General features: G+C 60.3%; 11 protein-coding genes. 5 read left to right on the top strand and 6 right to left on the bottom strand.

Annotated features, from left to right (window positions below; all coding sequences use genetic code 11):
• Positions 1 to 27: 27 nt before the first annotated feature.
• The 6 genes from BM229_RS16765 to BM229_RS16740 form a co-directional block, all read right to left on the bottom strand.
• Entirely contained in the window at positions 28 to 1,572 is a 1,545-nt protein-coding gene (locus tag BM229_RS16765; protein ID WP_093928788.1) for an indolepyruvate oxidoreductase subunit beta family protein, read from the bottom strand.
• Positions 1,569 to 3,719, bottom strand: a complete 2,151-nt coding sequence (locus BM229_RS16760) for a thiamine pyrophosphate-dependent enzyme (RefSeq protein ID WP_093928787.1) — start codon at positions 3,717 to 3,719, stop codon at positions 1,569 to 1,571. Before BM229_RS16760 ends, BM229_RS16765 begins: the two co-directional genes overlap by 4 nt.
• A 9-nt stretch (positions 3,720 to 3,728) precedes the next feature.
• Positions 3,729 to 4,208, bottom strand: a complete 480-nt coding sequence (locus BM229_RS16755) for a MarR family winged helix-turn-helix transcriptional regulator (RefSeq protein WP_243263686.1) — start codon at positions 4,206 to 4,208, stop codon at positions 3,729 to 3,731.
• A gap of 3 nt (positions 4,209 to 4,211) precedes the next feature.
• Positions 4,212 to 5,003: a cyclase family protein gene (locus tag BM229_RS16750; RefSeq protein ID WP_093928786.1), complete on the bottom strand. Its 792-nt coding sequence runs from the start codon at positions 5,001 to 5,003 to the stop codon at positions 4,212 to 4,214.
• Between the two features lie 175 nt (positions 5,004 to 5,178).
• Positions 5,179 to 6,141 carry a dihydrodipicolinate synthase family protein gene (locus tag BM229_RS16745; protein WP_093928785.1) on the bottom strand — a complete coding sequence of 321 codons (963 nt, stop codon included), beginning with the start codon at positions 6,139 to 6,141 and terminating at the stop codon, positions 5,179 to 5,181.
• Positions 6,142 to 6,271: 130 nt separating this feature from the next.
• A complete protein-coding gene (locus BM229_RS16740; RefSeq protein ID WP_093928784.1) occupies positions 6,272 to 6,970 on the bottom strand; it encodes a GntR family transcriptional regulator in 699 nt (232 codons plus the stop codon).
• 303 nt (positions 6,971 to 7,273) lie between these two features.
• Here BM229_RS16740 and BM229_RS16735 point away from each other — a divergent pair, with 303 nt between their 5' ends.
• From BM229_RS16735 to BM229_RS16715, 5 genes are all read left to right on the top strand, one after another.
• Positions 7,274 to 8,281 carry an ABC transporter ATP-binding protein gene (locus tag BM229_RS16735; RefSeq protein ID WP_093928845.1) on the top strand — a complete coding sequence of 336 codons (1,008 nt, stop codon included), beginning with the start codon at positions 7,274 to 7,276 and terminating at the stop codon, positions 8,279 to 8,281.
• Positions 8,278 to 9,387 carry an ABC transporter ATP-binding protein gene (locus BM229_RS16730; protein ID WP_093928783.1) on the top strand — a complete coding sequence of 370 codons (1,110 nt, stop codon included), beginning with the start codon at positions 8,278 to 8,280 and terminating at the stop codon, positions 9,385 to 9,387. The genes BM229_RS16735 and BM229_RS16730 overlap by 4 nt, the downstream gene beginning before the upstream one ends.
• A gap of 41 nt (positions 9,388 to 9,428) precedes the next feature.
• The gene (locus BM229_RS16725) at positions 9,429 to 10,943 is read left to right on the top strand and encodes an ABC transporter substrate-binding protein (RefSeq protein WP_093928782.1); all 1,515 of its coding nucleotides are present in this window, start codon (positions 9,429 to 9,431) and stop codon (positions 10,941 to 10,943) included.
• 67 nt (positions 10,944 to 11,010) lie between these two features.
• On the top strand, positions 11,011 to 11,955 hold the full coding sequence (locus BM229_RS16720) for an ABC transporter permease (protein WP_093928781.1): 945 nt from the start codon (positions 11,011 to 11,013) through the stop codon (positions 11,953 to 11,955).
• A complete protein-coding gene (locus BM229_RS16715) occupies positions 11,955 to 12,854 on the top strand; it encodes an ABC transporter permease (protein ID WP_208604112.1) in 900 nt (299 codons plus the stop codon). The genes BM229_RS16720 and BM229_RS16715 overlap by 1 nt, the downstream gene beginning before the upstream one ends.
• Positions 12,855 to 12,861 lie beyond the last annotated feature (7 nt).

Genomic DNA, 12,861 nt, shown 5'->3' with positions numbered 1-12,861 from the left:
GGATTTGCACAGAAAATAGGCATGCTCCTAAACGAAAGAACGCACTGTTGCGATGGCCCCCTCAAGCGCCTTGCCTTCGGCATCTTGCAAGGCCGCCTCCCGCAGGCGCGCGATCCACTGCGCGGCATCATCGCGCCCGCGCAGCAAGCCAGCGGCATCTATCACCTTGTCGAACTTGCCCAGTCCCCGCGCATGGGTGTCGGAATAGCCTTTGATAAGCCGGCGGCATTTCACCAGCTCGACCGCGACGTCATAATCGGCCTCAACCTCGGCCAGACAGCGCGACAGCCAATTGTCAAGATGGGCCACTTCGATGGCATGGCGGTGGGTCTTCAAACGGTATCCTTTAAGCCCCCCCAGCACATGCAGCATCAAGAACGCGGGCAAGCGATCCGTGCGCAGGCGACGACCCTTATCGAACCAACGGTTCAGCCGGGTCATCCATTTGTCGCTCGCTTCCACTTTGGCGCCAAGACGCGCGGGCATCAGGCCTGCGATCTCCTCGGCGCGGGGGTGGAAGTATTCGGTCAACTGCATCAGATTCGCATCGCCTGCGCGCATTTCCTGCCGGATATGGGTAAAACGCGGGGCGCGTGTTTTCAGGTCTGCGACACGGATGATGTCGTCATAGGCCATGGCGTTGGCAATATATTTCGCCGCTTCCGCCGAAAGCCGCCAGTCCTGCGCGGCGCTGTCGCGGGCCAGCATGGTATCGAGCCGATCCAGATAGAGCGTACCGTAGGCGCAGTCTTGGAAGTTCACCACTTTAGACAGGCCCGCGAATGCCAAATCATGCACCGCTTCGGGCAGCGCGTCGGCGCGGGCGACGAGGGCGTCCCATTGGCTTTGCAACGCCTCTGGTCCGGCGAGGCGGAAGGGAGTTTCCGGCTCGTCTATCGCGACGGGCGCGCTGGTGGGCAAACGGCCCTGCGCAGCGTCGTACCCCACGGCAAAGGCGCGCAATGACGGCTTGACCCCCTTGCCGCCCGCGCGGATCGCGTCCTCATAGGCCTCCCGCTGGAACGGCAGCGCCCCGGACCCGGCCAAAGCGCCAAAGAGCGAAGCGGAAATGACAGAGCCTGCGCCGACGGCCAGCCCTTCCATATCCTCCAACACCAGTTTTTGCGCGGCGATTTCGGCAGCCGCGCGAACCTCATCCGCATCGGCAATGCCGTCACCCGGCGCCATCTTCTCGCTCACCGCAAGGGCGCGGTGGGTCGAGCCGATCAGCGTGGTGCGGTCTGGCGTCACGAAACCGCGCATCACGGCGCGGCCAACCTCCATCATCTCAGCCGCGATCAACACGTCGACATCGCCCGCCGCAGGGGCGAGGGCAAAGACCGGCTCCAACGCGCTTTTGCGGGCCATCTCAACATAATAGATCGTGGCCCCCGTGCGCTGCGCCACCCCCGCGACCGAGGTCGCCTGACAGACATAGCCTTCGGCCCGGGCCATGGATTCAATCCAGCCGGTCAAGACGCCGCCGCCCTGCCCGCCCACGGCCATGACCGCGAGCTTGATGATTTCACCGACACGCGCATCGGGTGTCTTTTGGGGCAGAACCAGGTTCACGTCGTCACTCCTTCGCTGCGCAGCCGCTTTGCGTCGCGCCGTCTTTGTAGCCAAGAGATGATCTGGCTGGTTTTCTCGGCACGCCACCGCTCGAAACGGGTGGGGTTATGCACCACATCGGCCTGATAGAAGGACGGGCAGAGCACCGCCGTATCGGCCACTTCACCGCAGTTACCGCAGCCCACACAGGTCTGGTCGATATGCGCCACCGGATCATCCCGCAAAGGATCGTCGAGCCGTTTGAGCGACAGCGACGGGCAGCCCGAGAGCCGGATGCAGGCATGATCCCCGGTGCAGACATCGGCATCGACGCCAAAACGCGGCACCTCCATGCGGCGGCCTTCTTTGATCGCTTTGTTGCGGAGCGGCTTCTCGCGGCGCTGCTTGTTCAGCATACACTCTGAGGAGGCGACGATGACCTTCGGCCCTTTGTAATCCGTGGTCAGCGCCTCGCGCAGCACTTCGCGCAGTTTACCCACGTCATAGGTCCGGTCGATCTGGCGCACCCATTCCACGCCGACGCCCTTAAGCGCCTTGGAGATCGGATTGTTGGTGCTCTTGGTGTCGTTATGCGCCCGCGAGGACATCACGTCCTGCCCGCCCGTGGCGGCGGAATAGTAGTTGTCGACGATCACCGCGACGCTGTCGGACTTGTTGAACACCATGTTCCCGATCGAGGTCGACAGCCCGTTGTGCCAGAACCCGCCATCCCCAAGAATCGAGATCACCCGTTTGTCGCCGCCCCCGTCGAAGGCCGCGTTGGAGGCGGGGCCGAGGCCATAGCCCATGGTCGAGCCGCCGATCTCAAAGGGGGGCAGCACGCCGAAAAGGTGACAGCCGATGTCGCCGGTGATCTGGTGCTTGCCCAGTTCTTGTTCGGTCAGTTTCATCGCGGCAAAGATCGGGCGTTCCGGGCAGCCGGTGCAGAAACCCGGCGGGCGGATCGGCACGGTGTCGGACAAATCGGGGATTGCGGGCGCTTCGGCGTTGGGGGCGCGTACTTTGCCGGGCAGCATCTCGGGCGCGGCGACTTTGAGGAAATCCGTCACCCCGTCGAGCAGCACCTGACCGGTGTACTCGCCTGCCATCGGGAGCACATCTTTGCCGTGCAGCTTTACCTTCCGTTCGAGTTTGTAGAGGTAGGAGCCGAGCTGCTGTTCGATATGGTCCGGCTGGCCCTCTTCGACCACCAGCACGTGATCCTTACCTTTGCAGAAGTCGTCGAACTCATCGCGCAGCAGCGGATAGGTGACGTTCAGCACATAGAGCGGCACCTCGGTCTGACCGTGGATATCCGCAAGGCCAAGCCGTTGCAGGGCACGGATGACGGAGTTGTACATGCCGCCTTGGACGACAATACCAAGCGGGGCTTCCTTGGGGCCGAAGAACTCGTTCAGCTTATTTTCGCGGATGAATTTCTCTGCCGCAGGCCAGCGGTTCTCGATCTTGTCCTTCTCATGCAGATAGGACATTGGCGGCAGCACAACGCGATTGAAATCTGAGCGTGGGTTGGCGGCGGCTTCGGCCACAGTGAGTGGCGGACGCTGGTTGTCACGGGTCTCAAAGCTGCCCGTCACATGGCAAGACCGGATGCGGACCATCAGCATGACGGGCGTATTGCTGGCCTCCGAAAGCTCAAACCCATCCTTCACCGCCTTGGTGATGCAGGGCAGGTTCGGGCGCGGGTCGAGCATCCAAAACTGCGACTTCATCGCAAAGCCGTGGCTGCGTTCCTGCATGATCGACGAGCCTTCGCCGTAATCCTCGCCCACGATTACCAGCGCGCCGCCGGTCACACCGGAGGAACTGAGGTTCGCCAACGCATCAGAGGCGACGTTGACGCCCACCGGCCCTTTGAAGGTCACGGCCCCGCGAATGGGGTAATGCACACTCGCCGCCAGCATTGCCGCCGCCGCCGCCTCAGACGCATTCGCCTCAAACCGTACGCCCAACTCGCCCATCAATTCCTCAGCGTCGGCCAGCACGTCCATCAGATGCGAGATCGGTGCACCCTGATAGCCGCCCACATAGCCGACCCCGTTTTCCAGAAGGGCTTTGGTAATCGCGAGGATACCCTCACCTGTGAAGACGTCACCGTCTCCTTTACGCAGGTGTTCCACCTCAGCTTTGAACGAACGCTCGGCCATGAGACCCTCTTAAAAATCGTGTTTTCGGATGTTGCGCAGCATGGTGCGCAAAGTGCCTACAAAGGCCTCTTTCTCGGCGGCGTCGATGCCCTTGAACATCGCGCCATAGGCCTCGGCCATATGCGGCCAGAGCCTTGCATAGGCCTCTCGCCCCTTGTCGGTCAGGTAGACGCGGGTCGCGCGGCTGTCGGTCGCGTCAGTCTCACGCCGCACCAGACCGTCGCGCACCAGCGCATCCAATGCCCGGCTCAGCGTGGATTGCTGAACCACCGCATAGACGGCCAATTCACGGATCAAGATACCGTCGATCACAGACAGAACGGCGAGAGAGCGCATCTGGGGCGTGGTCAGCCCGAGGGCCGCCATTTCCGTGGACAGGGCGGCATTATACCGCCCCATGATCCGGTTCATCAGATAAGGCGCAAAGTTTTCGAGCCCAAGCTGGTCCAACGGCGCGCTATCCGCGTCTGAGAGAGGTGTTTTCGCCACCGATCAGCCCTTTGGCACCAGTGCCAGCGCCCGAATGGGGCTGCCGGTGCCATTCTTGATCTTCAGCGGCGCGGCAATCAGGATTGCCCCCTTGGGCGGCAGTTTGTCGAGATTGGCAAGGCTTGCCAGACCAAAGCAGTTATTCTTGTGCAGCAGGTTATGCGCCGGGTACGGCGGTTCCATCCCACCGGCTTGGCCGGCGTCGGTGCCGATGCATTGCGTGCCCCAACCCACAATCTTTTTGCTCATCAGATATTCGATCGCATCCGGGGTCGGTCCGGGGCTGTGGGGCCCGGTTTCATCCGCGTTGAGGAAGCGCGCCTCGTCATTCACGCGAGCATCCCAATCGGTGCGCATGACGACCCACTCGCCCTCGCCAATCTCGCCATACTCGGCTTCCCATTCCTTGATGCCTTTGGCGTCGAGCAGAAAGTCGGGGTCTTCTTGTGATTGCTGCGAACAGTCGATGACATTCACCGGTGCGACAAGGCGCTGGACATCAAGGCTATCGGTGAAACCGTCTTCGTAATCCTTGCCCGTGATCCAGTGATGCGGCGCGTCGAAATGCGTGCCGGAATGTTCGCCCAGCACCATCCAGTTCCATGCGAAAAACGGACCATCTTGGTCATATTCACTGATCTTATGGATCTCAACTTTGGGTGTCGGCTTTGCAAAGTCCGCAGGCAGTTGCAGGATCGGCGTATCTGGCCCCAGAACGCCGGAACAATCGACCACTTCGACCCCGCCCGAGGCCAGCATCGCCCCGAATTCGCGCATTACATCTGTCGCACTCATCTGTCTTTTTCTCCCTTGATGGACGCACCCTCTCCCGGTGCAATGATCCCTGGGAAGACGCTAGCCAAATTTATATGCGTTTGCAATTATCTTCTTCCAAAAAGGTCGCCTCACAACGCAAACGGCCCGCCGCAGAAGCGACGGGCCATCACGACAAGAAACGTTTGGGTATGGTTTAGGCGGCGTATTTGGCGACCGCGCCACCCTGTTTGCACCAATCGGCGTACCAGGCACGGAAAAGGTTGTACTGCGCTTCGGCATAGCCGCGCTGGCTGTCCGACAGCACGTCAGACTCATTAAAATGCAGCGCGTATTCGGCATGGCCTTCAAGCACCATGAGGTGCTTATAATAAAGCACCAGATCGGGCCCCTCATCAAAGGAGGACAGAACACCAAGTGCCGCGTCGAGTTCTTGCGCCCGCTGACGTGCCTCTGCATCGCCCGCCGCTGCGGCCTGACTTAGCGCGACAAGATGCAGCACTTCGCGGGGCAGCACATTGCCAATCCCTGTAATCGCACCGGTCGCACCACAGTTGACGAAACCGTGGAAAACTGTGGTATCCACGCCAATCATCAATGTGACGTCATCGTCACGGCTGGTGATGTTTTCCGCCGCATAGCGCAGGTCATCGGCGCCGCCGAACTCTTTGAAGCCAACGAGATTTGCATGCTCTGCCCGCAGCGCAAAGAACAGGTCTGCACGGGTGGCGAACCCATAATAGGGGCTGTTGTAGATCACGGCAGGAAGCTCGGGCGCGGCGGAAAGAACTTCTTTGAAATGCGCTTTCTGCGCGGCAACCGATGTCCCACGCGACAGGATGCGGGGAATCAACATCAGGCCTTTAGCGCCAACTTTCTGGGCATGGGCGGCGTGTTCGGCGGCCAGCTTGGTGTTTACCGCACCTGTGCCAACGACCACCGGAACGCCAGCGTCGACAAGGCGCTCAACGCCCTCCATCCGCTCAGCATCTGTCAGCAATGGCCAATCGCCCATCGAGCCGCAGTAAACAACCGCGCTCATTCCATCGGAAATGAGTTTTTTGCCCATACGCACCAGTGCGTCGAAGTCGGGTTTGCGGTCTTCGGTGCAGGGGGTCATCAAAGCCGGAATGCAGCCGGAAAAGATCGTCGGGGTCATTGGGTTCTCCATCATAGAAACCGGCTGCAATCTGCCGGGCTTGGCTATATTTTGCATATTGTATTTTGTTTGTCGACAATAAATCTACGCGCAAAAACATCTGTAGTTTCTGCAATTACTTTTTTGCGATTTATAGTTCGATATGCTGTCGACGATCGCGCGAAATCAGCGCTTGGATCTGTTGCACGATCTGGTCAGCGTGCGTCCCGGCAAGGGAATCTGCACGGGCCACGTCGCGCGCTTCAATGGTGGCGACTAGGTCTTCGTGTTCTTGCACATATTCATTCGGAAGCTGATCATCGAAGGATTGATAATACATCCGCAGCAACCGCCGCCCCTCATCCAAAAGCCGTAGGCACAGCGATTCGTAGTAGGGGTTCCGACCCGCGCGGGCGATCTCGGCATGGAACTCCCGGTTGGTGGCGATCATCGACAGCGCGTCTTGTGCAGCAACCGCTTTGGCGAACTCGGCCTGTCGGGCGCGGATAGCTGCCATATCTGCGGGTGTATGAAACTGCGCCGCGAGCCGTGTGGTGACGCGGTACATCAAGGTCATCGCATCAAAGAAGGTGTGCAGGTTCATGAAATCGATATTCGATACCACGGTCGAGCGATTGGGTAACGTGGTCACCAGCCCTTCACTGGCCAGCCGCACCAAAGCCTCGCGGATCGGGGTGCGGGACATCGACAGACGCTCAGACAGGCGAATCTCATCAATTGGGCTGCCCGGCAGCAGTGTAAGATCGAGAATCTCATCGCGCAGGATCGAATAGACAAATTGCGCCCCTGACCCGCGCTTGCGCTCTGCTGATTTAGGTTTGTTGGTCATGGGGCGGTATCGTCCTGCTCAAAGGTCTCTAGTTCATTGTTGGTAAAGCAATATTCTCAGAATGCTACAATAGCGCCATAGCGTGCAAAGGCGAGGGTCAGCGTGAACACGCACCAAGAGCAGCAAATATCGCATTTCGATGTCGCACAAATTTTACGCAACTCCGATTAGATATCTGGCAGGAATTGCCGCAACCCGGTGATCTGAAATGCCTATTTCAGAAACTCCAATCGCCGGATTGACAGTCGGAAACATGCAACCGCATACTCGACCAATCTTATATTGGTTCAAGAAAGCGATCCATTGCCCAGCCCTGACACCGGTTCCGACAAGGTTTTGCTCGAAGTACGCGACTTCAGCCTGCGCTTTCGCGGCGCGCCGAGCGACCAAATCAATCACGTCAATTTCTCGGTCAGCCCGGGCAAAACCCTTTGCGTTGTCGGCGAAAGCGGATGCGGTAAAAGCGTGACGTCTTTGGCGATGATGGGGCTGTTGCCTGCGGGCGCCGCGACGATCGGGTCGGGCGAGATGATTTTTGAGGGGCAAAAGCTCGACCTCGCTGATCACACTGCAATGCGCAAATTGCGCGGCAGCCGGATGACCATGATCTTTCAAGAGCCGATGACCTCGCTTAACCCCGCCTTTCGCATCGGCGATCAGATCGTCGAAGCCGTGCTAGCCCATAGCGATGCCAGCAAATCCGAGGCCGAGGATAAGGCACTGGCGATCCTCAAGCGGGTCGGCATTCCGGCGGCAGAGAAGCGGATGCGGGATTACCCGCACCAACTGTCAGGCGGTATGCGCCAGCGGGTGATGATTGCGATGGCGCTGGTCAACGATCCGTCCCTGCTGATCGCGGACGAGCCGACCACCGCGCTCGACGTGACAATTCAGGCGCAAATCCTTGAGCTGATCCGCGACCTTCAGGCCGAAACTGACATGGGCACGATCATGATCACCCATGATTTGGGTGTCGTGGCCGAAATCGCCGATACCGTGGCCGTAATGTATGCGGGCACCATTGTCGAGACTGGTCCGGCGGAGCGGATTTTTAACGACCCGCAGCATCCCTACACGATCGGCCTCATGTCTTCGATCCCGCAGCTGAGCGGCCCGCGCGGACGTTTGGCCACCGTGCCGGGCATGGTGCCGACGACGCAGAACATGCCCGAAGGCTGCCGCTTTGCCACGCGCTGCCCCTTTGCTCAGCCGATCTGCGCCAAGGAGCCGCCGCTCGCCCCGCTTGAGGGCGGGCACGCCGTGGCCTGTCACTTCGCCCCGCTGGAAACACATCTGGAGCAGAGCGCATGAGCGATCACATCCTCAAAGCGCGTGCGCTTAAAAAGCACTTCAAGACTGGCGGCGGCATGCTGGCTGCAAGTGGCACGGTGAAGGCCGTTGACGGCGTGTCTTTCAACGTGCGGCGTGGTGAGACATTTGCCATCGTTGGTGAGTCCGGCTGCGGTAAATCCACCCTCGCGCGGCTTTTGATGCGGCTGCTGACACCGACGGAAGGTGATGTACAGTTTGACGGCGCTGATGTGCGCAGCCTTGCCGGGCGTGACCTCACGGCGCTTCGCCGCGACATGCAGTTCATTTTTCAGGACCCCTTTTCGTCGCTGAACCCGCGCATGAGTGTTGGCAAGCTGGTCGGCGAACCGCTGGAGACGCATTTCCCGAAAATGTCCGCCACCGAGCGGCGCGGCAAAGTGGCCGAACTGCTGGCAAAGGTCGGCCTGCGCCCCGAACATGCCGAACGCTACCCGCATGAGTTTTCAGGCGGCCAGCGCCAGCGCATCGGCATTGCGCGGGCGCTCGCCTCGGCCCCGAAACTGGTGATCGGGGATGAACCGGTCTCGGCGCTCGATGTTTCGGTGCAGGCGCAGGTGATTAACCTGCTTGGCGATCTGCGCGATGAATTGGGGCTCACACTGGTCATCATCGCCCATGATCTCGCCGTGATCCGCCATATGAGCGACCGCGTGGCGGTGATGTATCTGGGGCAGATCGTCGAACAGGGCGATGTCGATACGGTCTACAACCACCCGCGCCACCCCTATACCCGCGCGCTCCTCTCGGCCATTCCGGTGGCCGCCCATGGTGCGCGCACGCCGCAGACCGCGCTTGAGGGAGAGATGCCGAGCCCTGCGAACCCGCCCTCGGGTTGCCGGTTCCACACCCGCTGCCCCTATGCCAAAGAGCGCTGCGCAAGCGAGCCGCCTGCCTTGCGCCAAACCGATGCCGGCGACGGCCATATCGCCGCCTGCCACTATTTCGAAGAGATCGCCGCCGCCACACCGGACCTCGGCCTTGCCGATGCGCCCGAACGTGCCCCCGGCGCGGCGGCACGCTTTGCGCTTTACCAAGACGCCATGCGGGATCGGACAACGCTCCGCCCCCGCCAAGACCAAGAATAATAGGCTAAAACAGACTTAATGAAACGACAGGAGAGTTCGATATGACACTGACCAAAATGACCCTCGCCGCCGCGCTGCTGGGGGCCACGACCCTCGGCGCTCAGGCGGCTGACCTGCGCATCGCGCTGCAATCTGACGCCGATGTGCTGGACCCCGACCAGTCGCGCACCTTTGTGGGGCGGATCGTCTATACGTCTTTGTGCGACAAGCTGGTGGACATCACGCCTGATCTGGAAATCATCCCGCAACTGGCGACCGAATGGTCCTTTTCTGAGGACGGCAAGCAACTGACCATGAAGCTCCGCGATGATGCGGTTTTCCATGACGGCACGCCGTTTGATGCCGAGGCCGTGGCCGCCAACATCGACCGCAGCCAGAACCTTGAGACCTCGCGCCGCAAATCCGAACTTTCCTCCATCACCGGCGTCGAAGTACTGGGCAGCCACGAAATCCGCTTTGATCTGGCCGATGCCGACGCCACGCTGATGGCCCAGTTCGCCGACCGCGCGGGCATGATGGTTTCCCCCACCGCTGCCGAAGCGGCGGGCGATGACTTTGGCCTGAACCCGGTCTGCTCGGGCCCCTACCAGTTCAAAGAGCGCGTGGCCCAAGACCGTATCGTGCTTGAAAAGTTTGCCGACTATTACAACGCCGACGACTTCCACTTTGACACGGTAACCTATTTGCCCATTCCAGATACAACTGTGCGTCTGGCAAACCTCCAATCTGGCGACGTGGACATGATCGAACGCCTCGCAGCGACCGACCTTGCCCAAGCCGAAGGTGACGACGGCATCAATGTCGAAAGCGCCGTGTCGCTAGGCTATCAGGGCATCACGATCAACGTGGCCAATGGCGAAAAGGGTGATAACCCTTGGGGCAACGATAAACGTCTGCGTCAAGCGTTGAGCTATGCGATTGACCGCGAAGCGATCAATCAGGTGGTCTTCAACGGTGCTTTTGCGGCCGGTAACCAGCCCTTCCCGCCGAACTCGCCTTGGTACAGCACCGACTTCCCCGTGCCGGAGCGTGACGTAGAAAAGGCCAAGGAACTGCTCGCCGAAGCGGGCTTTGCCGATGGGATCGACCTTGAAGTACAAGTGCCCAACACCACGATCCCGCTACAACTGATGCAGGTCGTTCAGTCCATGGCGGCTGAGGCGGGGATCAACATCTCGATCACCTCCAAGGAATTCGCGACGCTGCTGGCCGACCAATCGGCGGGGGACTATCAGGCGAGCCAGATCGGCTGGTCGGGCCGTGTGGACCCCGATGGCAACATCCACCAGTTCATGACCTCCGATGGCGGCATCAACGATTCCAAGTTCTCGAACCCGGAAGTGGATGAGCTGCTGAACAAAGCGCGCAAATCCAACGATCAAGACGTGCGTCGCGAAAGCTATACCGCGGCCCGTGCGATCCTGAACGAAGAGTTGCCGATCGTGTATCTTTATCACCAGACATGGATCTGGGCACTGGACGCCGGCCTGACCGGCTTCACCGCCTATCCTGATGGCATGATCCGTCTCGACGGTGTGATGAAAGCAGAAGGCTAAGCCTTTTAAAAAGAACACCGCCGGGCCAGTCCCGGCGGTGCCTCCCCTCTGAGCGAGACATACCCCCATGCTGTCCTTCATCCTGCGCCGTCTGGTGATCGCGATCCCAACGATCATCCTGATCTCGGTCTTTGTCTTTACCCTACAAAAGCTGCTGCCGGGCGACCCGGTGCTGGCCATGGCTGGTGAAGAACGCGACCCGCAGGTGCTGGAGTTCCTGCGTGAGAAATACCGGCTCAACGATCCTATCCCGGTTCAATATTTCACTTGGATCGGCAATGCGCTGACCGGTGATCTGGGCATTTCTCTTCGTACCAACCAACCGGTGCTGGAGCTGATTGGAGAGAAGCTTCCCGTGACCATCCAACTGGCGACGATGGCAATGATATTCGCCATGGTGATCGGTATCCCTGCGGGCATTTTCTCGGCCGTGAAAAAGGGCACAGTGACGGATTACGTCGCCAATGTTGTGGCGCTCTCGGGCCTGTCGATCCCGAACTTCTGGCTGGGGATCATGTTGATCCTGCTGGTCTCGGTGAAATGGAAGCTGCTGCCCGCCTCGGGTTATGTGCCACTAAGCGAAGACCCCCTGCGCTCCATTACCGTCATGCTGATGCCCGCCTTCGTGCTCGGCACGGCGCTTGCTGCGACGCTGATGCGTCACACCCGTTCCGCCATGCTGAGCGTGATGAGCAGCGATTACGTCCGCACCGCCCGCGCCAAAGGTCTGGTCGAGCGGAAAGTCATCCTTAAACACGCCTTCCGCAACGCGCTGACCCCGATCGTCACCCTGACCGCGCTGCTCTTTGGTGAGTTGATCGCAGGCGCGGTGCTGACAGAACAGATTTTCACCATTCCCGGCTTTGGCAAGCTTGTGGTCGATGCGGTGTTCAACCGAGATTACGCCGTGGTGCAGGGGATCGTTCTGGTCACCGCTGTCGGCTTTATCTTCATGAACCTGCTGGCCGATGTCGCCTATGTGCTGCTGAACCCCCGCTTGAGGAAGCAATAATGGCTCAACCTGCCACACCCATCACCATAGACGCCGAAAGCGCCGCCGATCCCGTTCTCTCGGCACGCCCTGAAAACCGGGTCTGGAAGAAATTTCGCCACCACCGCAGCGCCATGCTGGGCGGGGTGCTGGTGGTCTTTTTCTGCGCTATCGCATTGCTGGCGCCTATTCTCCCGATCCCCGACCCGGCTGCGACCGATTGGGGTGCGGTACGCAAAGCGCCCTCGGCGGCGCATTGGTTGGGCACCGATGAATTGGGCCGCGATGTGTTGTCGCGGCTGATCTGGGGGGCGCAGGCATCCCTACTCGCGGGGGTCGTTTCGGTCGCTATCGCGCTTGGCCTTGGCGTGCCGTTGGGCATCGTCGCGGGGTATTTCGGCGGCTGGACCGATGCGGTGATTTCACGCTGCACCGAGGCGCTGCTGGCCGCACCCTTCTTGATCCTTGCCATCGCGCTGGCGGCCTTTCTAGGGCCAAGCCTGACCAACGCCATGATCGCCATCGGCATCTCGGCCACGCCCGTCTTTATCCGCCTGACGCGCGGTCAGGTGCTAAGTGTCGCCGCCGAAGATTACGTCGAAAGCGCGCGCGCCATCGGTCTCAGCACGCCACGCATCTTACGCCGCTATATCTTTCCCAACGTCCTGCCGCCCGTGCTGGTGCAGGCCACGCTAACAGTGGCGACAGCGATCATCGCCGAAGCGTCGCTGTCATTCCTTGGCCTTGGTCAACAGCCGCCGTCGCCTTCTTGGGGGTCGATGCTGAACACGGCGAAAAACTTCCTCAACCAAGCGCCGTGGATGGCGCTTTGGCCGGGCATCGCGATCTTCTTGGTTGTGCTTGGCTTTAACCTTCTTGGCGATGGGCTGCGCGATGCGCTGGACCCGCGCGAACACTGACCGGAGA

This window comes from Sulfitobacter dubius (genome assembly GCF_900113435.1).
Lineage (GTDB): Bacteria > Pseudomonadota > Alphaproteobacteria > Rhodobacterales > Rhodobacteraceae > Sulfitobacter > Sulfitobacter dubius.
This window is presented reverse-complemented; position numbering and strand designations above follow the sequence as displayed.

Coding starts and splice junctions, on each gene's coding strand:
- BM229_RS16760 (WP_093928787.1), bottom strand. CDS start 3,719: ATGGCCGAGCGTTCGTTCAAAGCTGAGGTGGAACACCTGCGTAAAGGA.
- BM229_RS16750 (WP_093928786.1), bottom strand. CDS start 5,003: ATGAGTGCGACAGATGTAATGCGCGAATTCGGGGCGATGCTGGCCTCG.
- BM229_RS16745 (WP_093928785.1), bottom strand. CDS start 6,141: ATGACCCCGACGATCTTTTCCGGCTGCATTCCGGCTTTGATGACCCCC.
- BM229_RS16740 (WP_093928784.1), bottom strand. CDS start 6,970: ATGACCAACAAACCTAAATCAGCAGAGCGCAAGCGCGGGTCAGGGGCG.
- BM229_RS16730 (WP_093928783.1), top strand. CDS start 8,278: ATGAGCGATCACATCCTCAAAGCGCGTGCGCTTAAAAAGCACTTCAAG.
- BM229_RS16725 (WP_093928782.1), top strand. CDS start 9,429: ATGACACTGACCAAAATGACCCTCGCCGCCGCGCTGCTGGGGGCCACG.
- BM229_RS16720 (WP_093928781.1), top strand. CDS start 11,011: ATGCTGTCCTTCATCCTGCGCCGTCTGGTGATCGCGATCCCAACGATC.
- BM229_RS16715 (WP_208604112.1), top strand. CDS start 11,955: ATGGCTCAACCTGCCACACCCATCACCATAGACGCCGAAAGCGCCGCC.